The organism is Actinomadura mexicana (genome assembly GCF_900188105.1).
GTDB classification, from domain to species: Bacteria; Actinomycetota; Actinomycetes; order Streptosporangiales; family Streptosporangiaceae; genus Spirillospora; species Spirillospora mexicana.
This window is the reverse complement of sequence record NZ_FZNP01000005.1, coordinates 506,590-532,097: the sequence shown is the minus strand read 5'-3', so window position 1 is coordinate 532,097 and position 25,508 is coordinate 506,590. Positions and strand designations below refer to the sequence as shown.

Genomic DNA, 25,508 nt, shown 5'->3' with positions numbered 1-25,508 from the left:
CCTCGCGGTCCAGCGTGATCGACCACCCGGGGAAAAGGTGCTGAATCAGTAGGAGTGTGACGCTCATCGTCTCATCGCATGTAGAGGCCCCGCCTCGTGTGCCGCGACAGCCTTTGCAGGTCAGGTGATGGGCAGCTTCGCCCAGACGGCCTTTCCGCCCTCGTTGAGCGAGCGGACGCCCCACGCCTTCACCATTTCGGAGACGATCTGGAGCCCCCGGCCGGACAGTGCGGCATCGTCCTGAGGTTGGACCACGGGCCGGCGTTCTCCGGCGTCCCACACCTCCAGGACGGCGAGCCTGTCGCGGTTGAGGAAGAGGCGGACGACGATGAAGCCTTCACCGTGCCGGTAGGCGTTCGTGACGAGTTCGGAGATGACGACGCGCGCCAGATAGTCCTCGGCGATCTTCCATGCGGCGAACTGGTCGGTGAGGAACCGGCGGGCGAGAAGCGGAGCGTCGGCGGTGGGTGCGAGTACGACGGTCGAGACTTCTGGGGACTGTGCGACTACGGACATCGGTACGACCTCTGAGGTGGGTCGGCTGACGAGACCCAGTCAGTCACCAAGTGCGTGCGCAGTGTCACGAAGCGCAGGTGGAGCTGGACAAGTTCCGGGTGACGAGTTCGCCGTACTTGCTGGCTGGTTGAGCCCTGCTTGAGGGACGATGACGGCATGACGCCACGTCGCTACAAGGGCAAGGTCAGCCCTTCCCTCCTGTCGTTCGGGCGCCGCTTCCGTCGGTTGCGGGAGGCGAAGGGCTGGTCGCAGGAGAACCTCGCGTGCAGGGCCCGCGACGGTGAAGGCGTCACTCCGCAGTACATCGGCGCGGTCGAGACGGGCCGGACTCGTTGCACGCTGGAGTTCGCCGAGGAGATGGACAAGGTCCTTGAGGCGACCGGTGAGATGGTGTCGCTATGGGAAGACCTGGTGAAGGACGCGGCCTTCCCAATCTGGTTCGACTGGGTGAGCGTCGAAGAGACGGCCGATGCGCTGGAGAGCTGGCAAACCATGCTCGTCCATGGTCTGTTGCAGACACCTGCCTACGCGACGGCCGTGCTGCACGGGAACACCGAAGCGATCGAAGCGCGGCTGAAGCGTCAGGAGATCCTCCTCCGTGAGGACCCGCCCGACTGCACCTTCCTGATGGATGAGGGCGTTTTGTATCGAAGGGTTGGCAGTTCGGAGGTGATGAGAGATCAACTGGGACACCTGCTGAACCCGCCCTCGAAGCGCATCACGGTTCAGGTAGTTCCGTCCCACGGTGAGCACATCGGCAACGTCGGGTCGGTTACGTGCGCGACGTTGGACGACCTCACAGAAGTGGCGTATGTGGAGACCGTGGCACGTGGCTTCACGATGGGCGAGATCGAAGACGTCTCCGAGGTGCGCCGCGCACTTCGGGAGATACGCTCCTTGGCGTTACCCATCGACCAGTCAGCCGACCTGATGTCAAGAACGGTGAAGGACAGATGGACTTGAACGAGCTTCACTGGCGCAAGGCGTCCCACAGCGCTTCTAACGGCGGGGAGTGCGTGGAAGTGGCCGACCTCGGCCGGGGCGTCGGGGTTCGGGACTCGAAGGACCCTGCGGGTGGTCACCTCGCCATCACCCCCGAAAGCTTCAGAGCTCTGATCGCCGAGTTGAAGCGCTGACGCTTTCCTCGAACGGCGTTTGAGCGCCCCGGCCCGTGGGTGGGCCGGGGCGCTTTCGCGTGTCGGGTGGATCTTGGTGGTTCCGTGCGGGCGGGTGGTCGTTTCGGGGGTGGTGATCGGGTAAGTGGGAGGCGACGTGCCTTGCGGAGGGGAGCTGCGGCGGCATGCTCGTGCTGGTTCTCGCTTATGCCGTCGTCGCGGTCGCGGTGCCCTGGGCGCTCGGGCGGCGTCGGCGCGTGATGGCCTGTGCCGCGGCGGTGCTCCCGGCGGCCACGGCCGGATGGGCTGCCGCGCAGGTCGGGAAGGGCGCGGTCACGGCGAGGTTGGACTGGGCGCCGGATCTGGGGCTGGTGTTCGACTTCCGGCTGGACGCGCTGTCCATCGTCATGCTGCTGCTGGTCGGCGGGGTGGGGGCCGTGGTCCTGTGCTACGCGGGCTGGTATTTCGAGCGTCCCGAGAGGCTGATGATCGGGACGCTCGTCGCGTTCGCGGGGGCGATGACCGGGCTGGTGCTGGCCGACAACCTGCTCGTCCTGTACGTGTTCTGGGAGCTGACCACGCTCAGCTCGTTCGTGCTCATCGGCGCGACCCGGCCGGAGCGGGCGGAGGACCGGCGGGCGGCGACGCAGGCGCTGCTGACGACGACCGCGTTCGGGCTGGCCATGCTCGCCGGGTTCGTGCTGCTCGGGCAGTCCGCCGGGACGTACCGGATCTCGGCGATGGCGGTCGACCCGCCGAGCGGTTCCCTGGCGACGGCGGGGCTGGTGCTGGTGCTGCTCGGGGCGTTCGCCAAGTCCGCGCAGGTGCCCCTGCACGCGTGGCTTCCCGCCGCGATGGTCGCGCCCACTCCGGTCAGTGCCTATCTGCACGCCGCGGCCATGGTGAAGGCGGGCGTCTACCTGGTGGCGCGGCTGGCGCCCGCGTTCGGCGATGCCGGGGTGTGGCGCCCGCTGGTGGTGGGCGTCGGGTTGCTGAGCCTGCTGGTGGGCGGGGTCCTCGCGCTGCGGCAGCATGACCTGAAAAGGCTGCTCGCGTACGGGACGGTGAGCCAGCTCGGTCTGCTGATGGTCCTGCTGGGGGACGGAACGCGGACGGCGGCGCTGGCGGGCACCGCGTTGCTGCTGGCCCACGGGCTGTTCAAGGCGCCGCTGTTCCTGACGGTCGGGACGGTGGAGCGCGAGACGGGGACGCGCCGTGCCGATCGGCTCTCGGGGGCCTGGCGGCGGCTGCCGGTGCTGGCGGTCGCGGCGACGGCCGCCACGGCGTCGATGATCGGGCTGCCGCCGTTCCTGGGGTTCGTGGCGAAAGAGGCCGCGATGGAGGCCTTCGCGCATGGCGGGCTGGATGTTGCCGTCCTCGCCGGGGTCGTGGCGGGTTCCGCGCTGACCGTGGCCTACGGCGTGCGGTTCTTGTTCGGTGCCTTCGGCGGTCAGGCAGATGTCGCGCCTGGGGGGCATTGGGGGTTGGTCGGGCCCGTTGTGGTCCTTGCTGTGGCCGGATTCGCCTTGGGCGTCGTTCCCGGGGTGATGCAGAAGCTCGCCGGGCCGTATGCGGACACGCTGCCGGGGGACGGCGAATACAAGCTCGCTCTGTGGCATGGGCCCGGGTCGGCGCTCGGCCTTTCCGCGCTTGCACTCGTGCTGGGTGCCGTGGTGTTCGTCCTGTTCGGACGGACGTTCCCCGTAAGGCGGGCGAAGTGGCGGTTCCTCGACGCGCAGCGCGGCTACGACGGGACGGTCGAGGGGGTCCTCGCCGGGGCGCACGCAGTGACCCGGCGTGTGCAGATCGGCTCGCTGCCCGTCTACCTCGGTGTGATCGGGACGACGGCGCTGGCGGTGCCCGGCTCGGCGCTGGCGGCCGCTCTGGTCCGGGGGACGGGCCCGGCGATTCCGGTGGACCGGCTGCGGGCGTGGGACGACCCGGCGCAGGTCGTCCTCGCCGTGGTAGTGATCGGCTGCGCGCTCGCGGCGCTGCGGGCCCGCCACAGGCTGACGGCCGCGCTGATGCTCGCCGGGACGGGTTACGGGGTCGGCGGGCTGTTCGTGGTGCAGGGCGGTCCCGATCTCGCGCTAACCCTCTTCGTCGTGGAGACGCTGTCCCTGATCATGCTGGTGCTGGTGCTGCGGCGGCTTCCGGGCCGGTACCCGCCGAGGCGCCGGCGGGGGGCGGCCAGGGCCGTCGCCGGGGCGGTCAGTGTGTGCCTGGGCGGATTCGTCGCGCTGTTCCTGGTGGTGGCGGTGCTGAGCCGGAGCACCCGTCCGGTCGGGTCCGGATACGCCCGGCTCGCGGCCGGGGAGGGGGCCAAGAACGTCGTGAACGCGATCCTCGTCGAGATGCGGGCGCTCGACACGCTCGGCGAGATCACGGTGCTGGGCGTCGCGGCGATGGGCGTCGTCGGGCTGGTGACCAGCGGGCGGCGGCTGCCGACCCCGTCCGGCGGCGAGCGCGGGCCGGGGGAGGCGGGGAGCCGCTGGCTGGCGGCGCCGGGGCGCCCGCCCCTCGGCGGATCCTCGGCGGTGCTGGAGGCCGCGGCGCGGTTTCTCGGCCCGACGATCCTGGTGTTCTCCCTCTACCTGCTCGTCGCGGGGCACGGCGACCCGGGAGGCGGGTTCGTGGGCGGGCTCGTGGCGGGCATGGCGTTCGTGCTGCGCTACCTGCCGGGCGGCCGGCGGGAGCTGGCGACCGCGCTGCCGGTGCGGCCGAGCGTCCTGATCGGCGGCGGCCTGGGGCTCGCGACCGCCACGGGCGCGGCCGGCTGGTCGGCGGGCGGGTTCCCGCACGGGCAGTTCCTCCAGGGGGAGGTCCTGCACGCGTCGCCGCCCGTCTTGGGCGAGGTCAAGGTGCCGACCAGCCTGTTCTTCGACATCGGGGTGTACCTGGTGGTCCTCGGGCTGGTGCTGACGATCCTCTCCACGCTCGGGGCGAGCCTGGAGGACGAGCCGGACGAGGAGGAGGCGGCATGACCGGGCCCGCGCTCGTCCTCGTGCTGACCGTCGCCGTGCTGTTCGCGGCCGGGTTCGACCTGCTGATGCAGCGGTCCCTGATCCGCGTCGTGGTCGGGTTCATGCTGCTCGGGCACGGGGCCAACCTCGTCCTGCTGCTGGCGGGCGGGGCCGCGGGGGCGCCGCCGCTGCTCGGCGGGGGGTCGGAGCGGACGATGGCCGACCCGCTGCCGCAGGCCATGGCGCTCACCGCCATCGTGATCACGTTCGGCGTCACGGCGTTCCTGCTGGCGCTGGCCTACCGGAGCCGGCGGCTGCTCGGCGAGGACGAGGTGCAGGACGACGTCGAGGACCGCCGGATCTGCGCCGAGCGCCGCCGCGAGTCCTGGGACGCCCCGCCGGAGAGGCACGACCCGCTGGAGGAGGACGAGTGAACGTCCTGCTTCCGCTGCCGTTCGCGCTGCCGCTGCTGGGCGCGGCCCTCGCGATGATCAGCCGCCGGCGCCGGTTCTGGCTGCGGGTCCTCGCGCCGCTCGTCGGGGCGGGAGTGGTGGCGGCCTCCGTGGCGGTGCTGGTCGGCGTGGCCCGGGACGGGGTCGTCGCCGTCCAGGTCGGGGGTTGGGCGGCGCCGTTCGGCATCACGCTCGTCGCCGACCGGCTGTCGGCGCTGCTGCTCGTGGTGTCCAGCACCGTGCTGCTGGCGATCATGCTGCACGCGGTGGCGGAGGGCGCGGGCGCGCTGGAGCGCCGGAGCGAGCCGGGGGTGTTCCATCCCGCGTACCTGGCGCTGACCGGCGGGGTCAGCCTGGTGTTCCTCGCCGGCGACCTGTTCAACCTGTTCGTCGCGTTCGAGGTGATGCTCGCGTCGAGCTACGTGCTCATGACCCTCCAGCCGACGGCCGAGCGCGTCCGGGCGAGCATGACCTACACGGTCGTCAGCCTCACGTCCTCGATCATGTTCCTCACCGCGCTCGGCCTGACCTACGCGGCGGCCGGGACGGTGAACCTCGCCGACCTGTCCGAGCGCGTCCCGGCACTCCCGGCGGGCACCCGCACGGCGCTCGGGCTGCTGTTCCTCGTGGTGTTCGGGATCAAGGGCGCGATCGTGCCGATGCACCTGTGGCTGCCCGACGCCTACCCGGCGGCCCTCACCAAGGTCACCGCCGTGTTCGCCGCCCTGCTGACGAAGGCCGCGGTGTACGCGCTCATCCGCGTCGAGACGCTGGTGTTCCCCCGCGAGCACGGGTCGTGGGTGATGCTCGTCCTCGCCGCCGGGACGATGATCGTGGGCACCCTCGGCGCGCTGGCGAACGAGGACATTCACCGGGTGTTCTCGTTCACCCTCGTCGGCCACATCGGCTACATGCTCTTCGGCCTCGCGCTGTTCAGCGTCGCCGGGCTCACCGGGGCGATCCTCTACCTCGTCCACCACATCGTCGTGCAGGCGACGCTGTTCCTGGTCAGCGACCTGATCCAGGCCCGCACGGGGGAGACGTCCCTGCGCCGGCTCGGCGGCCTCGCCCGCCTGTCGGCCCTCATCGCCGTGCTGTTCTTCATCCCCGCGATGAGCGTGAGCGGGGTGCCGCCGACGTCCGGATTCGTCGCGAAGCTCGCCCTGTTCCAGGCGGGCCTCGGGTCGGGGCGGCCGCTGGCCTACGCCGTCACGGGCGTCGCGGTGCTCGCGAGCCTGCTCACGCTCATGGCGATGGCGCGGATCTGGGCGCTCGGGTTCTGGCGCCCCCGCCCGGACGAGGCGGGCGAACCGCCCGCCGCCGAGCCCTACACGCGGGGTGGAGTGCGGGTCATGCAGGCCGTGACCGCCGTGATGGTCGCCGGCGGGCTCCTCATCGCCGTGCTCGCCGGGCCGCTGTCGTCCTGGAGCGCGCGCGCCGCGGCCGACCTGGTGGAGCCGTCGGCCTACCGGCGGGCCGTGCTGGACGGGAGGGCGCCGTGAGGATCGCGGTCCGCAGGATCGGCGCCCGGCTGGGCATGGCGGCGTGGCTGCTCGCGGTCTGGGTGCTGCTGTGGGGGCGGGTCGACGCCCTCATCGCCGCCGGGGGCGTCGTCGCCGTGGTCATCGCCTACGCGGTGAGCAGGCTGCCCGCCGTCCCGCTCGTGACCAGGATCCGGCCGCTGCGCCTCGCCGTGGCCGTCGCGGAACTCGCGTGGGATCTGCTGGCGTCGAGCGTGGTCATCGGCTGGCACGCGCTTCGCGCCCCGCGCCAGGTCAGGGGCGCCGTCATCGAGGTCAGCGCCCGGACGCGCTCGGAGCTCGTCCTGCTCGCGGTCACCACGAGCATCTCCCTGCGCCCCGGCACCCTGCTCGTCGACCTCGACTGGGAGCGGTCGATCCTGCGCATCCACGGCATGCCGGTCCGCGACCGCCGGGAGGCCGACGCCGCGCGGGACAGCGTGATGCGCACGGAGCGCAGGCTGATGCGGGCACTCGTGACACCCGAGGACACGGCGGAGGAGGAGGAACGGAGATGACCGTCGTCTACACCGTCACCATGGTCCTGCTGGGCGCGGCGATCCTGATGACGGCCGCACGGCTCGTCCGCGGCCCGACCTCCTTCGACCGGATCATGGCGGTGGACGTCCTGGCGGTCCTGCTGGTCAGCGGCATCGCGGTGCACTCGGCGGTCTGGGGGGAACCCGCGCTGTCGACCATCCTGGTGGCCATCGTGCTGCTGGGGTTCGTCGGGTCGGTCACCGCCGCCCGCCTCGCGGCGCAGCGGGAGGAGGGTCCGTGACCGCGGGCGACGTCGTCACCGCCGTCCTGCTTCCCGCGGGCGCCGCCTTCTGCGCGGCGGGCGCGCTCGGCGTGCTGCGGTTCCCCGACCTGCTCACCCGGCTGCACGCCGCGACGAAGCCGCAGACGATCGGGCTCCTGCTCGTCCTGGCGGGCGCCGCGCCGCAGGCGGGCTCCGTGGCGGCGGCCGTCCCGCTGCTGCTGGTCGCGGTCTTCCAGCTGCTCACCGCGCCCGTCGCCGCCCAGACCATCGGCGCCGCCGCCTACCGCGCCGGCGCCCTCGACCGGACCGCCCTCACCATCGACGACACCGACCGCGAACCCTGACGCCGCTCACTCCTCGGTGGCGGGGCTGCCGCCGGCGACGACCTCGGCGAGCAGGTCCTCCTCGGTGGCGCCGCGCCGCCAGTAGCCGGTGAAGGTGACGGCGCGGCGGTCCAGGCCGCGCTCGTTCACCAGGTGCCGCCGCAGCGCCTTGACCGCGGCGGACTCGCCCGCGATCCACGCGTACGCGCCGTCGGGGATCGCCGCCGCGCGCACGGCGTCCAGCAGGCCGCCGGGGGCGACCCAGGAGATCCGCGCGCCGGACGCGGTCGGCAGCTCCTGCCGGTCGCCGGGGTCCGGGACGTCGATCCAGACCTGCGCGGACGTCCCGGCGGGCAGCCAGGCGAGGTTGCCGGCGATGGCGGGCAGCGCGGTCAGGTCGCCCGCCATCACGACCGGGGCGCCGGGCGGCGGCCGGAAGTCGTAGCCGCCGTTGTCGGGGCCGGTCGGGCCGAGGACGGTGACGCGGTCGCCCGCGCGCGCCGCCGCGGCCCAGCGGGCGGCCGGGCCGGACGCGCCGTCCGCGTGCAGCGCGAAGTCGACGTCCAGCTCCCCGGGGCGCTTGTCGCGGACGGTGTAGGACCGCATGATGCCGCGCACGGCCGGGTCCAGCGCCCGCCAGTCGGCGAACCACGTGTCGCCGTCGCTGCCGCGCGGCATCACGGGGGCGTCCTGGTGCGGGTGCGGCAGGAACACCTTGAAGCGCTGGTCGCGCCCGCCGGTGACGAAGCCGTCCACGGACTCTCCGCCGAAGGTGATCCGCACCATGGACGGGCCGAGCCGCTCGGACCGCAGGACGTGCAGGTCGAAGAAGGCGTACGGGTGCGCCGGGGTCCTCGCCACCGCGGCCTCAGCCCGTCTTCTTCGCGGACCGGAGGGACGCGGCCAGCGCTTCGAGGATCGGCGCGCAGCCCGCGTAGGAGAAGCGGGGCTCGGGCTGCCACGCGATGACCTGGCCCGCCTTCACCGCCGGCAGGTCCTTCCAGGACGGCTTGGAGCCGAGGTCCTTCGGCTGGAGCGCCTGCGTCCGGGAGTCGAGCATGATGACGTCGGCCTCGTACTTGTCGGCGTTCTCCCAGCTCAGCTCCTCGAAGTAGCCTTCCTTGCTCGGCTTCTCCGGCACGATCAGGTCGACGCCGAGCTCCTTGAAGTAGATGAGGTCGGTGTTCTTGCCCGGGCTGGAGGCGTAGAAGAGGTCGGGGCTCGCGGACGCCGCCAGCACCTTCAGACCCGGCTTGGCCCTGGCCGCCGCGCGCAGCGCCTCGGCGGCCTTCTCGAACCGGGCCTTGGCGGCGGTGACCTTCGCCGACTTCAGGTCGGCTCCGAGCGCGGCGGCGAGCGCGCCGGTGCGCTCGATCGGCTTCGGCAGCGCGACGGCGCCGGTGGAGATGGCGACCGAGTCCGCCAGCGCGAAGATCTTGTCCTTGCTCTCGGCCGGGACGTAGAAGAGCTCGCCCTGCACGAACATGTTGTCGACGAGCAGGTCGGGGCGCAGCGCGGCGTACTTCTCGATGTTGAACTCGCCGTAGGCGTTGCCGATGATCTGCAGGCGGTCGACGGGCAGGTCGCCGGCCTGGGGGTCGGGCTTGCCGTCCTTGAGCTTCGTCGGGCCGTACACGCCGACGAGCTGAGTGTCGACGCCGAAGTCGTAGAGGGCGGCGGCGGCGCCGACGTAGGCGACGACCCGCTGCGGGCGCGCCTTGAGCCGCACCCGTGTGCCCCGGTCGTCGGTGAACGTCCAGGCGCCGCCGCCCGGCGAGGCGGTACCGCCCGCGTCGTCACCGCCTCCGCACGCGCTGATGAGCGCCCCGAGGGCGAGGGCGCCGCCCGCGCCGAGCAGGCCGCGGCGGGTGAGGTGCTGGGCCCCGATGTTCGACATCTCCGACGTTCTCCCAAATCAAGTTGCCTGGCCGGATGGTCGGCCGATGGGAGCTTAGGTTAACCTAACCTAAGATCTTGTCCAGAGTGGGGACCGTCACGGTGGTCCCCGGCCGTCCCCCCGGAGCCCGCCACGTGTTGACGACGAAGTCGCCGCCGGTCACGCCGCCCGCGGAGCCGGCGACCGCCCGGCGTCCGCCGGGCGCGCGGTGGGCCGCCGGGCTCGCCGGCGCGCTGCTCCTCCTGCTCGCCACCGTGGTGCTGAGCCTCGGGGTCGGAGCGAAGCCGCTGTCGCCCGGCCAGGTCTGGGACGGGCTCTTCCACGCCGATTCGGCGGCGTACACGCTCGTCCGCGAGATGCGCCTGCCGCGCACCCTGCTCGGGCTGCTCGCGGGGACGGCGCTCGGCCTCGGCGGAGCGGTGATGCAGTCGCTCACCCGCAACCCGCTCGCCGACCCCGGCATCCTCGGCATCAACGCGGGCGCCGCCGCCGCGGTCGTGTCGGCCATCTCCTTCCTCGGCATCACCTCGTTCACCGGCTTCGTCTGGTTCGCGTTCGCCGGTGCGGGCGCCGTCGCGATGCTGCTCTACGCGGTCGGCGGCGGGCGCGCCGCCACCCCGGCCCGGCTCGCCCTCGCCGGGTCCGCGCTGAACGCCGCGCTCTTCTCCTACGTGAACGCGGTGCAGCTGCTCGACACCGCGTCCCTGGACCGGATGCGCTTCTGGACGGTCGGGTCGCTCGCCTCCGCGCAGGGCTACACCGTCGCCCGCGTCGCGCCGTTCGTCCTGGTCGGGCTGGTGGCGGCGCTGCTGCTGGCGCGCCCGCTGAACGCGATGGCGATGGGGGAGGACGCGGCCCGCGCGGTCGGCGCCGACCCCGGCCGCGTCCGGATCGTCGCGATCGTCACCGTCACGCTGCTGTGCGGCGCGGCGACGGCGGCATGCGGGCCGATCATCTTCGTCGGGCTGATGGTGCCGCACCTCGTCGGCACCCTGACCGGCCCCGACCTGCGCCGGCTGATCCCGTACTGCGCGGTCCTCTCGCCCGCCCTGATGCTCGCGGCGGACGTCCTCGGCCGCGTCGTCGTGCGCCCGTCCGAGCTCCAGGTCGGGGTGGTGATGGTCGTCGCCGGCGGGCCGGTGTTCCTCTACTTCGTCAGGCGTCCTAGGAGGTCCCGCGCATGAGCGGAGCGAACCGGGGGGTGTGGGGGGTCGTCCCCGCGCGGGGGGCACTGGGCAGGGGGCCGCGTTTCGCCGTCGTCCGGACGCCCGCGGTGTCGTTCCGGTTCCGGCCGCGCGCCCTCGCCGCCGCGGGGATCTGCCTCGCGGTGGCGCTCGGGACGGGCGTGCTGCTCATCGGCAGCGGCGACTTCCCGATGAGCCCCGCCGACGTCGTGCGGACTCTGGCCGGGCAGGGGTCGCCCGCCGACTCGATCATCGTCAACGAGATCCGGCTGCCGCGCGTGGCGGCGGGCCTGGCGGTCGGCGCCGCGCTCGGGCTGGCGGGCGCGATCTTCCAGTCGCTGGCCCGCAACCCGCTCGGCAGCCCCGACATCCTCGGCTTCAGCCAGGGCGCCGCGACGGGCGTCCTCGCCGTGATCGTGCTGACCGGCGCCGGCAGCGTCGCGGTCGCGGCCGGCGCGGCCGGCGGCGGCCTGCTCACCGGCCTGGTCGTGTACCTGGTGGCCGGACGGCGCGGCGCGCACGGGCAGCGGCTCATCCTCGTCGGCATCGGCGTCGCCGCGATCCTCACCGGCGTCAACGGCTACCTGATCACCCAGGCGAAGATCACCGATGCGGCCCGCGCCGTGCTGTGGCTGACCGGCAGCCTGGACGGCCGCGACTGGGCGGACGCCGCGCCCGTCATCGCGGCGCTCGCCGTGCTCGGCCCGCTCGTCCTGGCCGGCTGCGGGCGGGCGCTGCGGATGCTGGAGATGGGCGACGACGCGGCGCACGGGCTCGGCGTGCCCATCGAGCGGGTCCGGGTGCTGCTGCTGGCCGCGGCCGTGCTGCTGACCGCGCTCGCCGCGGCGGCGGCCGGGCCGGTCTCGTTCGTCGCGCTGACCGCGCCGCAGCTCGCCCGCCGCCTCACCCGCACGGCCGGCCCCAACCTGCTGCCGGCGGCGTGCATGGGCGCCGCGCTGCTGGTGGCCGCCGACTGGACGGCGCAGCGCGGCTTCCCCGGCCACCAGCTCCCGGTCGGCGTGGTGACCGGGCTGCTCGGCGGCGGGTACCTGGTCTGGCTCCTCGTGACCGAACGCAAGACGGGACGGATGTGATGAAGGACGCGACCGCGCGGCTCGCCGGCACCGGGCTCACCCTGGCCTACGACAAGCGCACCATCGCCGAGAACCTCGACGTGGCGGTCCCGGAGGGCTCGTTCACGGTGATCGTCGGACCGAACGCGTGCGGCAAGTCGACGCTGCTGCGCGCGCTGGCGCGGATCCTCAGGCCCTCCGCCGGGACGGTCGTGCTGGACGGCCGCCCCATCGCCGACTGGCCCGCCAAGAAGCTGGCGCGGACGCTCGGGCTGCTGCCGCAGTCGTCCATCGCGCCGGAGGGCATCACGGTCGCCGACCTCGTCTCGCGCGGCCGGTACCCGCACCAGAGCCTGCTGCGGCAGTGGTCCAGGGAGGACGAGCGGGTCGTCGCCGAGTCGATGGCCGCGACGGGTGTCGGGGACCTCGCCGACCGGCACGTCGACGAGTTGTCGGGCGGGCAGCGGCAGCGGGTCTGGATCGCCATGGTGCTCGCCCAGCAGACGCCGCTGCTGCTGCTGGACGAGCCGACGACCTACCTCGACATCGCGCACCAGATCGAGGTCCTCGACCTGTGCGCGCGGCTGCACGAGGAGGGCCGGACGGTCGTCGCCGTCCTGCACGACCTCAATCACGCCGCCCGCTACGCCACGCACATGATCGCGATGCGGGACGGCCGGATCGCGGCCGAGGGCGACCCGTCCGCCGTCGTCACCGCCGACCTGGTGGAGCAGGTCTTCCGGCTGCCGTGCCGGGTGATCGACTGTCCGGAGACCGGCACCCCGCTGGTCGTCCCGGCCGCCCGCGCCCGCATCGCCGCACCGCACTAGGCGTCTCTCGGGCGGCCGGGCCGGGCGGGGGCACGCCCGGAATCGTTGTAGCCTTCTAATGGTTGTAGGGCTATAACGATTGGAGGCGGTGTGCCCGAACTCAGTCCCCGCCGCCGGCTGGCGGTGCTGGCCATCTGCTGCCTGAGCCTGCTCATCGTCAGCCTGGACAACACGATCCTCAACGTCGCGCTCCCGTCGCTGCAGCGCGACTTCCACAGCTCGCTGTCGGGCCTGCAGTGGGCGATCGACGCGTACCTGATCGTCCTGGCGTCCCTGCTGCTCCTGTCCGGCTCGACCGCCGACCGGATCGGGCGGCGCCGCGTCTTCCAGACGGGCCTCGCGCTGTTCTCCGCCGGGTCGGTGCTGTGCAGCCTCGCGCCGTCCCTCGGCCTGCTCGTCGCCGCCCGCGTGGTGCAGGCGGTCGGCGGGTCCATGCTCAACCCGGTCGCGATGTCGATCATCACGAACGTGTTCACCGGACCGCGCGAGCGGGCCCGCGCCATCGGCGTCTGGGGAGCCGTCGTCGGGCTCAGCATGGCGATGGGACCGCTCGTCGGCGGGGTGCTGGTGGACTCCGTCGGCTGGCGGTCGATCTTCTGGCTGAACGTGCCGATCGGGCTGGCCGCGCTCGTGCTGACCGCGCTGTTCGTCCCCGAGTCGCGCGCCCCGCGCCCGCGCCGCCCCGATCCGCTCGGCCAGGCGTTCATGATCCTGCTGCTCGGGACGCTGACCTACGCGATCATCGAGGCGCCCGGCCGCGGCCCGGCCGACCCGGCCGTCTGCGGCGCCGCGATCGTCGCCGTCGCGTCCCTCGCCGGGTTCGTCGTGCACGCCCTGCGCACCCCCGAGCCGCTGATCGACCTCCGCTTCTTCCGCAGCGTCCCGTTCTCCGGCGCGACCGTCATCGCCGTCAGCGGGTTCGCCGCGCTCGGCGGCTTCCTCTTCCTCAACACCCTCTACCTGCAGAACGTGCGCGGGCTGTCGGCGCTGCACGCGGGGCTGTTCCTGCTGCCGATGGCGGCGATGACCGCCGCGTCCGCGCCCCTGTCGGGGCGGCTCGTCGGCGGCCGGGGCCCGCGGCTCCCGCTCCAGGTCGCGGGGGCGGCGATGCTCGCCAGCGGCCTGCTGTTCGCCGCGTTCGACGCCGAGACCGGCGACGTCACGCTGTTCGCCGCGTACGTGCTGTTCGGGCTCGGGTTCGGCATGCTGAACTCGCCGATCACGAACACCGCCGTGTCGGGGATGCCGCGCGCCCAGGCGGGCGTCGCCGCCGCGGTCGCCTCCACCAGCCGGCAGATCGGGCAGGCGCTCGGCGTCGCGGTCATCGGCGCCGTGCTGGCCGCCGGGACGTCCGCGGCGCACCCCGCCGCACCTGCCTTCGTGGCGGCCGCCCGACCGGCATACTGGATCCTCGCCGGATGCGCCGCCGCCGTCCTGGTGCTGGGCACGGCCACCACGGGCCGGCGGGCGGCCCGCAGCGCGGCGCGCACGGCCGAACTGTTCGGCGGCGACGAGCCGGCGCCGGACGCACGCGATGTGACGGGAGCGAGTGCGCGATGACCGAGCCCGCCGTCCAGCACGCCGACGCCGCCGCGCGGGTGTGGCACAACCTGCGGATCCTGCTGCACGAGCGCGGCGACCGGCGCCGCGAGGTCACCGACGCGCTCGGCATGAGCTTCTTCCGGGTCAAGGCGCTGCGGTACGTCGCCGCGACGAGCACGCCGGTGACGCTGCGCGACCTCGCCGAGAGGCTGCTCACCGACCGCCCCTACGTCACCCTGGTGGTGGACGACCTGGTCGGGCGGGGCCTGGTCGAGCGGACCGAGAACCCCGCCGACCGCCGATCCAAGATCGTGACCGCCACGGCGGCGGGGCGGGCCGCGGCGGCGGAGGCCGAGCGGATCCTGGACACCCCGCCGCCGTCGCTCTACGACCTCCCGGCCGAGGATCTGGCGGTCCTCGACCGGGTCGCGGCGCGTCTGGTCTCCGAAGGCTGACCGCGGGCCGGGGCTTTCGTCCGCGGCGTCCTCAGGCGCCGGCGGGGACCGTGTACTTCTCGGCCGCCTCCGACTCCGCGGGCTGCCGCTCGACGACCAGGCCGCCGAGCGCCTTGGCGTCCGTCCGCAGGATGTAGGTCTTGCGGGTGCCGGGCTCGTCCACCTTCGAGAAGTCCATCGGCGTGCCGTAGCCGCCGTCGTGGGCGGTGGTGGAGCGGTGCGCGGTGATCAGGCCCTCGCGGGTGAGGTCCTTGGCCGCGCACGCCTTCTTCAGCGCGTCCGCGAAGACGACCGCGCCCGTGTAGCCGTTGACGACCGCGCTGTCGCGCGGCTGCCCCGGGTACTTCCTCCCGTAGTCGTCCGCCAGCTTCTTGATCGGCGCCAGGTCGGACGAGATGGGCGCGCCGGCGCTGGCGAGGTAGAAGTCCTTGAGCAGCGCGGGCGCCGCCGCGGTCTGCAGGAGCTGCGGGGAGAACCCGGAGTTGCTCGCCACGATCGGCGCCGTCATGCCCTTGGCGCGGGCGAGGCCCGCCAGCGACGCCGACTGCCGGGGGCCGGCGCTCAGCAGGATCGCCTTGACGCCCGCGCTCTTCAGCGCCGCGACCTGGGCGGACATGTCGTTGTCGGTCGCTTTGATCTTCTGCTCGACCAGCGTCAGGCCGAGCTCGCCCGCCGCGTACTTCGCGCCGGCGAGCGCGCTCTCGCCGTAGTCGCCCTCGAAGTACACGTGCCCGACCTTGTCGCCCTTGGCGATGCCCTTCTCCCGGGTGAGGAAGTCCAGCGCGTTGATCATGTCGACGTCGTAGGTGGTCCCGGTGACCTGGATGTACTTGCTGCCGAGCAGCGTCGTCGACCAGGCGTTCGGGATGACGAACATCTTGTCGGTCGTGATGCGCCTCTTGAGCGCCGTCACCATCGGCGAGCCGACGAACTGGGCGATGCCGATGACGCTCGACTGCATCTCGCTGTACCCGGCGACGGCCTTCTGCACGTCGTAGCCGTGGTCGCGGACGACCAGCTCGATCTTGCGGCCGCAGACGCCGCCCTGGGCGTTCAGCTGCTCGAAGTACATCCGCTGCGCCTGGGTGAGGCTCTTGCCGAGCGGCGCGTACACGCCGGTCAGGTCGGTCTCGACGCCGACGCGGATCGTGTCGCCCGTGACGCCGGGCCCGGTCTTGACGCCGTCCGAACCGGTGCCGCCGGACCCGCCGGACGCCTTGCCGCTGCAGCCGGACGCCAGGCCCAGCGGCAGCGCCACGGCCAGCGCGGCCGCGATGAGGCGGGCCGCGCGGTGCCTGCTGGCCGGCCCGACAGGGATGCGCTTCATATGGGTTGCTCCTCTTGCTCGAATCGGGTGAGGGGACGGGAGGCCCGGCGCCGGGACGCGGCGGTGCGCAGCCGCGTCCACGTCCCGGCCAGGCCGCCGGGAAGGAACAGCACGACGGCGACGACGGCGGCGCCGTACAGGATCCGGGCGGCCTCGGCGGGGGAGACGCCGCCCGAGCCCGGCGCGGCGACGAGCGGCAGGTCGTCGCCGAAGCGGGTGAGGAGCTGGGGGAGGACGGAGACGAAGACCGCGCCCGCGACGGCCCCGGCCGCGGTGCCGAGCCCGCCGATGACGATCATGGCGAGGTAGTCCAGGGACAGGAACATGCCGAAGTAGTCGGGGACGGTCCGCCGGAACGCCAGCGCGAGCAGCGCCCCGGCGGCGCCCGCGTACATCGACGACAGCACGAACACGCCCGCCCGGTAGCGCGCCACCGGGACGCCCATCACCGCCGCCGCGACCTCGTGGTCGCGGATGGTGTTGAGGGCCCGTCCGGGCCGTCCGCGCAGGATGCCGCGCGCGATCCACACGGCCGGGACCAGCAGCACGACGGCCAGGAACCACTGCCGCTCCAGCGCGCCGAGCGGGACGGCGAACACCACCAGCTCGGGGGCGTCGTCGAAGCGGAACCCGGCGATCTCCAGCGGCGGGACGTCCCGCCCGTTGAACCCGCCGGTGACGCTCTCGGCGTTGAACAGCAGGTGCTGCCCGATGAAGATCAGCGCGAGGGACGCGATGCCGAGGTAGGTGCCGCGCAGCCGTCCGGCGATGGGGCTGAACAGCCCGCCCGCGACGCCCGCGAGCAGGATCGCGCCGAGGAACGCCAGCGGGGTCGGCAGCCCGAGCCCGGCGAGCCGCGGCCCGGAGTCGGACGCCAGGTAGACGTACCCGTACGCGCCGACCGCGAGGAAGAAGGCGTGCCCCATCGACAGCTGCCCGGTGGCGCCGGTCAGCAGGTTCAGGCCGATGGCGCCGATCGCCGCCGACATCGCGAACAGGCCCGTCTGCAGCCAGAACGCGTCCAGGTAGAACGGCATGGCCAGCAGGACGAGGGTGCCCGCGGCGGCGGCCGCGAACCGGATCCGGGGGTCAGACACGCGACAGCTCCCTCGTCCCGAACAGCCCGGCGGGACGGACGAGCAGCACCGCGAGCATCACCAGGAAGGGCGCCACGTCGCCGATGCCGCGTCCGAGGAACGCCAGCTCGCCCTGGTACCCGGTCACCAGCGACTCGGTGAGCCCGACGGCGAGGCCGCCGACGAGCGCCCCCGTCGTGGAGTCCAGGCCGCCGAGGATCGCCGCCGGGAACGCCTTCATCGCGGCGAACGAGGTGGCGCGGTCCAGGCCGGGGGTGGGGAACACGGTCAGGAACAGCGCCGCCACCGCCGCGAGCCCGCCCGCGATCGCCCACGCGGCGAGCGACACGCGGCTGAGCCGGACGCCCATGAGCGCGGCCGTCTCGCCGTCCTCGGCCGCCGCCCGCATCGCCACGCCCCACGGCGTGAGGCGGAACGCGAGCAGGAACGCGGTGATCAGGACGGTCGCGGTCACGAACGCGGCGATGCGCGTCTGCGCGACGCCGACGCCCGCCACCTCGACGATCCCGTCCCCCCACGGGTCGCCGAGCGACAGGACCTGCGTGCCGATCTCCCGGGTCAGCGCCGTGGTCAGCACGATGTCGACGCCGATCGTGACGATCGCGAGCACGGAGCGGTCCTCCGCCCGGGCGCGCCGCAGCACCAGCAGCTCCACCAGCGCGCCCGCGGCGGCCGCCGCGGCGACGCCCGCGGCGAGCGCCGGCAGGAACCCGATGTCGTCGTGCAGCACGGCCGTCACGTAGCCGCCCGCCAGCAGCAGTGAGGCGTGCGCGAAGTTGACCACCTCGGTGGCCTTGAAGATGATCACGAAGCCGAGGGCGATCAGCGCGTACACCGACCCCGCCGAGACCCCGTTGACCACCAGCTCGATGAACGTGCTCAAGGATTTCCCTCCGAATCGGGGGCGTCCGCGGGCGCGTGCGCGGCGCCGAGGTAGGCGCGGACCACGGCCGGGTCGCGCTGCACCGCCGCGGGCGCGCCGCCCGCGATGCGCCTGCCGAAGTCGAGGACGGTGACCTCGTCGGCCAGCCGCATGACCATCCCCATGTCGTGCTCGACCAGCAGGACCGACAGGCCGAGGTCGGTCCGGGCGCGGCCGATGACCTCGGCCATCCGCCGCCGCTCCGCGCCGTTCATCCCGGCCACCGGCTCGTCCAGGAGCAGCAGCCGGGGCTCCATCGCGAGCGCACGGGCCAGCTCGACCCGCTTGCGCACGCCGTAGGACAGCGGCCCGACGGGCGCGGCCAGGTGCTCGCCGACGCCGACGAACGCGGCGATCTCGCGGACCCGGGCCCGGTGCCGCGCCTCCTCCCGGCGCGCCCACGGCATCCGCAGTCCCGCCGAGGCGAACCCGGCCCGGGTGAGGCGGTGCCGTCCGAGCATGAGGTTGTCCTCGACGGACAGGTGCCGCGACAGTGCGATGTTCTGGAACGTCCGGGCGACGCCGAGGGCCGCGATCCGGTGCGGCGGCAGCGCGGTGAGCTCCGCCCCGCCGAACCGCACGCTTCCCTCGCTCGCCCGGTAGACGCCGGACAGGACGTTGAAGCACGTCGACTTGCCCGCGCCGTTCGGCCCGATGATCGCGTGGACGCTGCCCGGCACGACGGTGAAGCCCACCCCGTCCAGCGCGGTCAGCCCCGCGAACCGCACCGTGAGCCCGCTGACGCGCAGCTCGCCCGCCTCCGTCTCGGCCCCGCTCATCCCGCGGACCACCGCTCCAGCGAGGGCCCGCCGCCGGCCTCGGGCGCCTCGGGGTCCCCGCCGCCGACCCCGAGGTAGCGGCGCCTGACCTCGTCGCTCACCGCCAGCTCCGCCGACGGGCCGTGCAGCGTCACCGCGCCGACCTCCAGCACGTGCGCGGACGACGACAGCTCCAGCGCCAGCGCCGCGTTCTGCTCGATCAGCAGGATCGCCGTGCCCTGCAGGTTGATCTCCCTGACGGTCTCGGCGATGCGCTCGGCCATCAGCGGCGCCAGCCCGAGCGTCGGCTCGTCCAGCAGCAGGACGGCCGGGCACGCCATGAGCGCCCGCCCGATCGCGAGCATCTGCTGCTCGCCGCCCGACAGCAGCGCGGCGCGCTGGCGCGCCCGCTCCGCCAGCAGCGGGAACAGCGTGAGCACCCGCGCGCGGGCCTTCGCGGCGTCGGACCTGCTCGGCGCGCCGAGCGCGCCCGCCCGCAGGTTCTCCTCGACGCTGAGCCGGCCGAACACCCGGCGGCCCTCCGGGACCTGCACCACCCCGGCCGCCACGACGGTGGCCGGGTGCAGCCCGACCAGGGACCGCCCGCCGAGCCGCACCGTGCCCGCGTCCACCGCGCCGCGGTGGAACGGCAGCGTGCCCGAGATCGCGCGGAGCAGGGTCGTCTTGCCGGCGCCGTTCGCGCCGAGGACGGCCGTGACCGATCCCGCCGGGACGTCCAGCGAGACCTCGCGCAGGGCCCGCACCGCCCGCCCGTAGCTCACCGACAGCCCGCGGACCGCGAGGGTCCCGTTCGCCATGCGCCCCTCCAGAAGTTCGTGTGACCGGCACCCCAGCACGGGGCCCCGACCTGCGTCCACGGGCCGCGGGCAAGACGGGGCGGGGGTCCAATCGAACGTCGTTCGGGTTGTGCGGGGAGCACAGTGCGGGCCGATTCGGGCGGGCGTTCGTCCTTCCGGGAGTCCGGATGCGTATGACCCGTCATGAGGCAGACGGCATGGAACCGTTCACGGCGGCCCGCCGCCCTCGCCGGCGCCCTCGCGCTGGCCGCCGCGCTCACGGGTGCCTGCGAGTTCGACCCTGCCGCGGCGGGTCCCGGCGCCCGCCCCGCGGCGCAGGGCACCCCGGTCGCGTCCCGCGCGCCCGCCCCGCGGCGGAGCGCCCCGGCCGCGTTCGGCGAGCGCGAGTTCCGGGAGGACGTCCGGACCGCCGAGGCGCTCACCGACGACTTCTGGCGGCGGCACTGGGACCGCCTGTTCACGGGAGAGTACGGCTCGCCGCGCGTCGTCGGCCTCTACGACGGCCGCGACCCGGCCTCAGCGCCGGTGTGCGGCCGCGAGCGGTTCGAACCCGACAACGCGGCCTACTGCCCGTCCGGGGACTTCGTCGCCTGGGACGCCCACCTGATGCGGTCGGGGTACGCGCGCGGCGACGCGTGGGTCTACCTGGTGATCTCGCACGAGTGGGGCCACGCGGTCCAGAACCGGCTCCGGCGCGGCCTGGTGTCGCCCGCCGCGGAGCTGCAGGCCGACTGCCTCGCGGGCGCCGCCCTCTACGGCTCGTCCGACGACGGCACCCTGCGGTTCGAGGAGGGCGACGAGCAGGAGCTGGTGGACGCCTTCAAGGTCATCGGCGACCGGGCGCCCTGGACCAGGCCCGGCGACCACGGCTCGGCCGTCCAGCGGCTGCGCGCCTTCTCGCGCGGCGGCGAGAACGGCGTGCGGGCCTGCTTCACCTGAGGTGGCGCTCCACCGACTCGACCTTGGCGTCGAGGGCGCCGGTCACGCCGGGCCGGATGTCGGCCTTGACGACGAGGCTCACCCGCGGCGCCCGCGCCGCCACCGCGTCGGTGGCGGCCTTCACCACGGCCATCACCTCGTCCCACTCGCCCTCGATCGTGGTGAACATGGCGTCGGTCCGGTTGGGCAGGCCGCTCGCCCGCACCACCCGGACCGCCTCGGCGACGAGCTCGCCGACCTCCTCGCCCGCGCCGAGCGGGGTGACCGAGAACGCGACGAGCATCGCGCACCTCCGAACCTAGGGTTGGACGACCTGGCGTACCACGATCTCATCCAGCCGCCGTTCGACGACCACCCCCACCGGCCAGTCGCGCACGAGGCAGCGCAGCAGGGCCGCCTCGTGCTCGGCGAACGAGGGGTCGCAACCCTGCTGTTCGAGGCTGGAGCGGATGGCCAGGACGTAGTCGGCGCCGGTGAAGCCCGGGACGTCGCGGACCATCGCGGTCGTCGTGGCGCGGTGGGAGTTGAGCCCGGCGAAGGAGCGGCCGCAGCCGCAGCCGCCGTCCGGGTCGTCGCGGTCGCGGGCGCACACCGTCCCGATGTGGACCAGTTCGCCTTCGACGCACCAGTCGAAGTCGTTGCCGCGGAATCCCTGGCTGGAGTTGGTGGCGGTGAGAAGTTTCAAGGCCATGCCCCCCTCGGCTCGTGGACGCCGGCCCACCGTACGACGAGGGTCTGACGTAACGTCGGGAACATGAGCGAAGACGACGACGTCCTCCTTCACCGCGACGGCCGCTTCACCACGATCACGATGAACCGGCCGCGCCGCCGCAACGCGCTCTCCCGCGACTTCCTCCTGCGTCTCACCGAGGCGTTCCGGGAGGCCGGGGGAACCGACGCCCTCGGCGTGGTCCTCGCCGCGAACGGCCCGGTCTTCTCCGCCGGGCACGACTTCGCCGACATGGCCGGCGCGTCCCACGCCGACGTCCGCGACCTGCTGCGGGTCTGCACGGACCTGATGCGGACGATCCAGTCAGTCCCGCAGGTGGTGGTGGCCCGCGTGCACGGCCTCGCGACCGCCGCCGGCTGTCAGCTCGTCGCGAGCTGCGACCTGGCCGTCGCCGCGCGGAGCGCGGGCTTCGCCGCGCCCGGCGGCAAGGGCGGCTGGTTCTGCCACACGCCCCTGGTGGCGATCTCCCACAACGTCGGCCGCAAGCGCGCCGCCGAGATGGCCCTCACCGGCGAGGTCGTCGACGCGGCCACGGCCGCCGAGTGGGGACTGATCAACTACGCGGTCCCCGACGACGAGCTCGACAAGGCCGTCCACGACCTCCTGCAGCGCGCCACGCAGGGCAGCCCGCGCAGCAAGGCCCTCGGCAAGCAGGCGATGTACGCCCAGTTCGACCGTCCCGAGCAGGACGCCTACGCCTATGCGATCGAGGTGATGGCCGCATCCAGCCAGACCCCGGAGGCGCAGGAGGGGATGACGGCGTTCCTGGAGAAGCGCCGCCCGGAGTGGCCCGACTAGGGCACGCTCCCGGAGGGGCTCCGCTCCGGGAGCGGGGCGCCGCTGTGCGTAGGGCGGGCGGGACTCGAACCCGCGACCGGGAGATTATGAGTCTCCTGCTCTGACCAGCTGAGCTACCGCCCCGTGGCGTCCCCCCGGACCGGCCGGGGCGTCGCCGGGTGCAATCTTAGCGGCGAGCGTTTCGCCAGGGCCACCGCGAAAGCCGAAGTCCCACCTGAGGGAGTCGGGATGTCATCGGTTCTGGTTCGTGGTTGCCCGGGTCTTCAACTCGGGGAGAAAACGGGCGGTGTCGGCCTGTGGAGACGGTGTGAGACCTCAACGCGACTCCTCCCGGACGGGGCGGTCGTCGGCGAAGCAGGACATTCAGCGGGCGACCGCTGGGATCCTCCTCCTTCAGGCGGGGGAGAAAGTCAAACCTGGTACCGAGTGACGGGCGCCGGTACCCGTCGGTAGGGTCCCGCGTATGTCCAGACGCATCCTCGCTCTCGTGCCCGTCCTGCTCGCGCTGGTCTTCACCGGCGCCTGTGACGGCGGGTCCGGCGGGCCCGCGAAGAAGGCCGACTTCGACGCCGCGCAGACGCTCCGGCAGGCCGCGCAGGCCATGGGGGGCCTGAAGAGCGTCGCGTTCACCCTGGAGTCGGAGGGCAAGATCCCGGTCATGGTGAAGAGCGGCGACATGAAGCTGCTTCGCGGCGGCGACGCCGAGGGGACATTGGCGGTGGAGCAGCAGGGCCAGAAGGTCGAGATGAAGGTCGTCGCGGTCGGGGACAGCATCTACCTGGACGCCGGGACGGGCGGCTGGCGCAAGCTGCCGAAGAGCCTGGCGGCGAGCGTGTACGACCCGTCGGCGGTGCTGGACCCGCAGCGGGGGATCGCCGGGCTGCTGTCGTCGGCCCGGGAGCCGTCGCCCGAGGCGGTGGAGAAGGTGGACGGCAAGGAGGCCTACCGGGTGGCGGCGAAGCTGCCCAAGGACCAGGTCGCCGGCCTGATCCCCGGCATCGGCGAGGACATGGACGGCCAGGTCTGGGTGGGCAGGGCCGACCACCGGCTGCTGAAGGTGCGGGGGGCGTTCCCGAAGGACCAGGGCGCGGTGACGATCGAGTTCACCGAGTTCGACGCCCCCTACAAGATCAGCGCGCCGCGGTGAGCGGGCGTCGCCGGGTCGCGATCGGCGCCGGCGGCGCGGTGGTGCTGCTGGCCGCGCTGGACGCCTACGTCGTCACGACGATCCTGCTGCCGGTGGTCAAGGACCTCGGGATCCCGGTGAACCGGCTGGAGCGGGTGACGCCGGTCCTGACGGGGTTCCTGCTGGGTTACGTGGCGGCGATGCCGCTGCTCGGGCAGCTGTCGGACCGGTACGGGCGGCGGCCGGTGCTGCAGGCGTGCCTGGTGTTCTTCGCGGCCGGGTCGGTGGTGACGGCGCTGGCGCACGGCGTCCCGGTGCTGACGGGGGGCCGGGTGGTGCAGGGCGTGGCGGGCGGCGCGCTGCTGCCGGTGACGATGGCGCTGGCCGGCGACCTCTGGGAGGAGCGGCAGCGGCCGGTCGTGCTCGGCGCGGTGGGGGCTGCGCAGGAGCTGGGAAGCGTGCTGGGTCCGCTGTACGGGGCGGGGATCGCGGCGGCGTTCGACTGGCGGGCGATCTTCTGGATCAACCTGCCGCTGGTGGCGGTGGCGATGGCGGCCGTGCAGGTCGCGGTGCCGGGCGGGCGCGGGTCCGGCCCAGAGGAGAGCGAAGCGAACCGGGGGGTGCGGGGGGTCGTCCCCCCACGGGAAGCGCGGCCGGGCGTGGACGTCGTGGGCGGCCTGCTGCTGGCCCTCGGGCTCGGCCTGCTGGTCGCCGCCGTCTACAACCCCGAGCCGGCGGAGGCCGCCCTGCCGCCGTGGGGCCTGCCGGCGCTGGGCGCGGGCGCCGCCGTCCTGGCGGTGTTCGTGCTGTGGGAGATCAGGTCCAGGACGCGGCTGCTCGACCTGTCGGGCGTGCGGCGGGGGCCGCTGCTGGCGACGCTCGGCGTGAGCCTGCTGTCGGGTGCGGCGCTGATGGTGACGCTCGTGGACGTCGTGCTGGTCGCGCAGACCGTCCTGCACAAGGACGCGACGGACGGCGCGCTGCTGCTGACGCGGTTCCTCGTGGCGCTGCCCGTCGCGGCGGTGGCCGGCGGCCTGGTGGCGCGGCGGGTGGGCGAGCGGTGGCCGATGGCGGTGGGGATGGCCGTCTCCGCCGGCGGCTACCTGCTGATCGCCGGCTGGCCGGCCGACCTGGCGGGCGCGTCGTACGGCCCGCTGCCGAGGATGGACGTCGACCTCGTCGTGACGGGGCTCGGCCTCGGCCTGGTGATCGCGCCGGTGTCGTCGGCGGTGCTGGCGTTCGTCCCGGCCGCGCGGCACGGCGTCGCGTCCGCGGCCGTGGTCGTCGCGCGGATGATGGGGATGCTGCTCGGGATCTCCGCCCTCACCGCGTGGGGCTTCCACCGGTTCCACGCCCTCACGGCCGATCTGAAGCCGCCGCTGCCGTTCCTGATGTCCAAGCGGGAGTTCGCGGCCCAGATGAAGATCTACGACGCGGCCCTCCAGGACGCTTTGCGGACCGAATACCGCGAGATCTTCTGGATCACCGCCGGGATGTGCCTGCTCGGCGCGCTGCTCGCCCTGGCCGCCGGGGCGCGGCGGGACGCCCCTCCCGAGGCCCCGGCCGACGGCCGGATTCGGGCGTCGGCCCGGCATATCGGCCCGGAAGCGGGAGATGATTCGGCCACCGGGGATGTGCCGATCAACGAGCTCGGGAATATCCTGGGAAAAGAGGGCTAAAGGCCTCTTGCCGGGAGGGCACCCCGGGGAGGTGATCGCAGATGCGCAGGTCCGGCATCGGCCGGGGAGGCAGGCCGCTCGCCAGGCTGCGCCGGCGCCTCGGCTTGGAGCGCAGCGAACTGCGCCGCCGGGTGGACCGCGTCCAGCGGCGGATCGCCCTGGGCCTCCTCCTGCTGCTGCTCGGCGCCGCCCCGCCGCTCGCCGCCTGGACGGCGTCCTGGTCCTACTCCGCGGGCACCCGCGCGGAGGACGCGGAGCGGGCGGAACGCCGCCAGGTCGTCGCCACGGTCACCTCGACCGGCGGCCTGGGCTCCTCCGGAGACCGCTACATCCACGAGACCGTCCAGGCCGGCTGGCCGGGCGCGGACGGCAGGCCCCACGCCGGGTCGCTGCCGGCCTGGAAGGACGCCAAGGTCGGCGCGCACCGGACGATCTGGGTGGACCGGCAGGGCGAACCGTCCGTCCGGCCCCGCCCGCACAGCCGCACCGTCACCGACGCCGCGTACGCGGCCGGCGCCACCGTGCTCGGCTGCGCGCTGCCCGTCCTGATCGTCTACGCCCTGGTCCGGCGCCGCTGCGACCGGCACCGCGACGAGCTGTGGGAGGCCGACTGGGCGCGCCTGGACGCCGCCGGCCACAACCCCCGCTCCTGACACCGCCTCCGGCACGTTCAACACGGCC

The 25,508-nt window shown here is 73.6% G+C and carries 28 protein-coding genes and 1 tRNA gene; 18 read left to right on the top strand and 11 right to left on the bottom strand.

Going from position 1 to position 25,508, the window contains the following annotated elements; all coding sequences use genetic code 11:
• Positions 1-120: 120 nt before the first annotated feature.
• A complete protein-coding gene (locus CHC11_RS16395; protein ID WP_089312563.1) occupies positions 121-516 on the bottom strand; it encodes an ATP-binding protein in 396 nt (131 codons plus the stop codon).
• A gap of 156 nt (positions 517-672) precedes the next feature.
• On the opposite strand from CHC11_RS16395, the gene CHC11_RS16390 reads away from it, so the two are divergent.
• From CHC11_RS16390 to mnhG, 8 genes are all read left to right on the top strand, one after another.
• The gene (locus CHC11_RS16390) at positions 673-1,479 is read left to right on the top strand and encodes a helix-turn-helix domain-containing protein (protein WP_089312629.1); all 807 of its coding nucleotides are present in this window, start codon (positions 673-675) and stop codon (positions 1,477-1,479) included.
• Positions 1,470-1,652, top strand: coding sequence for a DUF397 domain-containing protein (locus CHC11_RS16385; RefSeq protein ID WP_089312562.1), 183 nt, complete (start codon positions 1,470-1,472; stop codon positions 1,650-1,652). The genes CHC11_RS16390 and CHC11_RS16385 overlap by 10 nt, the downstream gene beginning before the upstream one ends.
• Positions 1,653-1,816: 164 nt before the next feature.
• Complete coding sequence (gene mbhE, locus CHC11_RS16380; protein ID WP_089312561.1) at positions 1,817-4,615, top strand: hydrogen gas-evolving membrane-bound hydrogenase subunit E; 2,799 nt, start codon at positions 1,817-1,819, stop codon at positions 4,613-4,615.
• Complete coding sequence (locus CHC11_RS16375; RefSeq protein WP_089312560.1) at positions 4,612-5,028, top strand: Na(+)/H(+) antiporter subunit C; 417 nt, start codon at positions 4,612-4,614, stop codon at positions 5,026-5,028. Before mbhE ends, CHC11_RS16375 begins: the two co-directional genes overlap by 4 nt.
• Positions 5,025-6,548: a Na+/H+ antiporter subunit D gene (locus tag CHC11_RS16370; protein WP_089312559.1), complete on the top strand. Its 1,524-nt coding sequence runs from the start codon at positions 5,025-5,027 to the stop codon at positions 6,546-6,548. The genes CHC11_RS16375 and CHC11_RS16370 overlap by 4 nt, the downstream gene beginning before the upstream one ends.
• Positions 6,545-7,084 (top strand): Na+/H+ antiporter subunit E, encoded by a 540-nt coding sequence (locus CHC11_RS16365; protein WP_089312558.1) that lies wholly within the window; start codon positions 6,545-6,547, stop codon positions 7,082-7,084. Before CHC11_RS16370 ends, CHC11_RS16365 begins: the two co-directional genes overlap by 4 nt.
• Entirely contained in the window at positions 7,081-7,347 is a 267-nt protein-coding gene (locus CHC11_RS16360) for an MrpF/PhaF family protein (protein ID WP_089312557.1), read from the top strand. The genes CHC11_RS16365 and CHC11_RS16360 overlap by 4 nt, the downstream gene beginning before the upstream one ends.
• Positions 7,344-7,673 carry a monovalent cation/H(+) antiporter subunit G gene (gene mnhG, locus CHC11_RS16355; protein WP_089312556.1) on the top strand — a complete coding sequence of 110 codons (330 nt, stop codon included), beginning with the start codon at positions 7,344-7,346 and terminating at the stop codon, positions 7,671-7,673. Before CHC11_RS16360 ends, mnhG begins: the two co-directional genes overlap by 4 nt.
• 6 nt (positions 7,674-7,679) lie before the next feature.
• Here the strand turns inward: mnhG and CHC11_RS16350 are convergent, their stop codons facing one another.
• Together CHC11_RS16350 and CHC11_RS16345 are read right to left on the bottom strand one after the other, a co-directional pair.
• Entirely contained in the window at positions 7,680-8,513 is an 834-nt protein-coding gene (locus CHC11_RS16350; protein WP_245919274.1) for a siderophore-interacting protein, read from the bottom strand.
• Between the two features lie 7 nt (positions 8,514-8,520).
• Positions 8,521-9,549, bottom strand: coding sequence for an ABC transporter substrate-binding protein (locus CHC11_RS16345; protein ID WP_089312555.1), 1,029 nt, complete (start codon positions 9,547-9,549; stop codon positions 8,521-8,523).
• An 86-nt stretch (positions 9,550-9,635) separates the two neighbouring features.
• On the opposite strand from CHC11_RS16345, the gene CHC11_RS16340 reads away from it, so the two are divergent.
• The 5 genes from CHC11_RS16340 to CHC11_RS16320 all read left to right on the top strand — a co-directional run bounded on the left by CHC11_RS16340 (position 9,636) and on the right by CHC11_RS16320 (position 14,633).
• A complete protein-coding gene (locus CHC11_RS16340; RefSeq protein WP_245919306.1) occupies positions 9,636-10,733 on the top strand; it encodes a FecCD family ABC transporter permease in 1,098 nt (365 codons plus the stop codon).
• Positions 10,730-11,827 carry a FecCD family ABC transporter permease gene (locus tag CHC11_RS16335; RefSeq protein WP_089312554.1) on the top strand — a complete coding sequence of 366 codons (1,098 nt, stop codon included), beginning with the start codon at positions 10,730-10,732 and terminating at the stop codon, positions 11,825-11,827. Before CHC11_RS16340 ends, CHC11_RS16335 begins: the two co-directional genes overlap by 4 nt.
• Positions 11,827-12,636, top strand: a complete 810-nt coding sequence (locus tag CHC11_RS16330) for an ABC transporter ATP-binding protein (RefSeq protein WP_089312553.1) — start codon at positions 11,827-11,829, stop codon at positions 12,634-12,636. Before CHC11_RS16335 ends, CHC11_RS16330 begins: the two co-directional genes overlap by 1 nt.
• Before the next feature lie 90 nt (positions 12,637-12,726).
• On the top strand, positions 12,727-14,196 hold the full coding sequence (locus CHC11_RS16325) for an MFS transporter (protein WP_089312552.1): 1,470 nt from the start codon (positions 12,727-12,729) through the stop codon (positions 14,194-14,196).
• Positions 14,193-14,633: a MarR family winged helix-turn-helix transcriptional regulator gene (locus CHC11_RS16320; RefSeq protein ID WP_089312551.1), complete on the top strand. Its 441-nt coding sequence runs from the start codon at positions 14,193-14,195 to the stop codon at positions 14,631-14,633. The genes CHC11_RS16325 and CHC11_RS16320 overlap by 4 nt, the downstream gene beginning before the upstream one ends.
• A gap of 31 nt (positions 14,634-14,664) precedes the next feature.
• Here CHC11_RS16320 and CHC11_RS16315 read toward each other — a convergent pair whose 3' ends face one another.
• Genes CHC11_RS16315 through CHC11_RS16295 form a run of 5 tightly spaced genes read right to left on the bottom strand, consistent with a single transcriptional unit; the run spans position 14,665 to position 19,555 of the window.
• A complete protein-coding gene (locus CHC11_RS16315; protein WP_089312550.1) occupies positions 14,665-15,960 on the bottom strand; it encodes an ABC transporter substrate-binding protein in 1,296 nt (431 codons plus the stop codon).
• On the bottom strand, positions 15,957-17,057 hold the full coding sequence (locus tag CHC11_RS16310) for a branched-chain amino acid ABC transporter permease (RefSeq protein ID WP_425427324.1): 1,101 nt from the start codon (positions 17,055-17,057) through the stop codon (positions 15,957-15,959). Before CHC11_RS16310 ends, CHC11_RS16315 begins: the two co-directional genes overlap by 4 nt.
• The gene (locus tag CHC11_RS16305) at positions 17,050-17,940 is read right to left on the bottom strand and encodes a branched-chain amino acid ABC transporter permease (protein ID WP_089312549.1); all 891 of its coding nucleotides are present in this window, start codon (positions 17,938-17,940) and stop codon (positions 17,050-17,052) included. The genes CHC11_RS16310 and CHC11_RS16305 overlap by 8 nt, the downstream gene beginning before the upstream one ends.
• Positions 17,937-18,758, bottom strand: coding sequence for an ABC transporter ATP-binding protein (locus CHC11_RS16300; protein WP_089312625.1), 822 nt, complete (start codon positions 18,756-18,758; stop codon positions 17,937-17,939). Before CHC11_RS16300 ends, CHC11_RS16305 begins: the two co-directional genes overlap by 4 nt.
• Complete coding sequence (locus tag CHC11_RS16295) at positions 18,755-19,555, bottom strand: ABC transporter ATP-binding protein (protein ID WP_089312548.1); 801 nt, start codon at positions 19,553-19,555, stop codon at positions 18,755-18,757. Before CHC11_RS16295 ends, CHC11_RS16300 begins: the two co-directional genes overlap by 4 nt.
• 183 nt (positions 19,556-19,738) lie before the next feature.
• On the opposite strand from CHC11_RS16295, the gene CHC11_RS16290 reads away from it, so the two are divergent.
• Positions 19,739-20,494 carry a neutral zinc metallopeptidase gene (locus CHC11_RS16290; protein WP_089312547.1) on the top strand — a complete coding sequence of 252 codons (756 nt, stop codon included), beginning with the start codon at positions 19,739-19,741 and terminating at the stop codon, positions 20,492-20,494.
• On the opposite strand, the gene CHC11_RS16285 is transcribed toward CHC11_RS16290, so the two are convergent.
• Positions 20,487-20,777, bottom strand: a complete 291-nt coding sequence (locus CHC11_RS16285) for an MTH1187 family thiamine-binding protein (RefSeq protein ID WP_089312546.1) — start codon at positions 20,775-20,777, stop codon at positions 20,487-20,489. The genes CHC11_RS16290 and CHC11_RS16285 overlap by 8 nt on opposite strands.
• Before the next feature lie 15 nt (positions 20,778-20,792).
• Positions 20,793-21,185, bottom strand: a complete 393-nt coding sequence (locus tag CHC11_RS16280; protein WP_089312545.1) for a DUF7715 family protein — start codon at positions 21,183-21,185, stop codon at positions 20,793-20,795.
• A gap of 63 nt (positions 21,186-21,248) precedes the next feature.
• Here CHC11_RS16280 and CHC11_RS16275 point away from each other — a divergent pair, with 63 nt between their 5' ends.
• Positions 21,249-22,022 (top strand): enoyl-CoA hydratase-related protein, encoded by a 774-nt coding sequence (locus CHC11_RS16275; protein WP_089312544.1) that lies wholly within the window; start codon positions 21,249-21,251, stop codon positions 22,020-22,022.
• Positions 22,023-22,071: 49 nt separating this feature from the next.
• Here CHC11_RS16275 and CHC11_RS16270 read toward each other — a convergent pair.
• A tRNA-Ile gene (locus tag CHC11_RS16270) sits at positions 22,072-22,145 on the bottom strand.
• A 340-nt stretch (positions 22,146-22,485) separates the two neighbouring features.
• Between CHC11_RS16270 and CHC11_RS16260 the strand changes: the two genes are divergently transcribed.
• From CHC11_RS16260 to CHC11_RS16250, 3 genes are read left to right on the top strand one after another with little or no spacing between them, the layout of a single operon-like run.
• Positions 22,486-23,169 carry an LppX_LprAFG lipoprotein gene (locus tag CHC11_RS16260; protein ID WP_089312542.1) on the top strand — a complete coding sequence of 228 codons (684 nt, stop codon included), beginning with the start codon at positions 22,486-22,488 and terminating at the stop codon, positions 23,167-23,169.
• Complete coding sequence (locus tag CHC11_RS16255) at positions 23,166-24,827, top strand: MFS transporter (protein ID WP_089312541.1); 1,662 nt, start codon at positions 23,166-23,168, stop codon at positions 24,825-24,827. Before CHC11_RS16260 ends, CHC11_RS16255 begins: the two co-directional genes overlap by 4 nt.
• 41 nt (positions 24,828-24,868) lie before the next feature.
• On the top strand, positions 24,869-25,480 hold the full coding sequence (locus tag CHC11_RS16250) for an Rv1733c family protein (protein WP_089312540.1): 612 nt from the start codon (positions 24,869-24,871) through the stop codon (positions 25,478-25,480).
• Positions 25,481-25,508 lie beyond the last annotated feature (28 nt).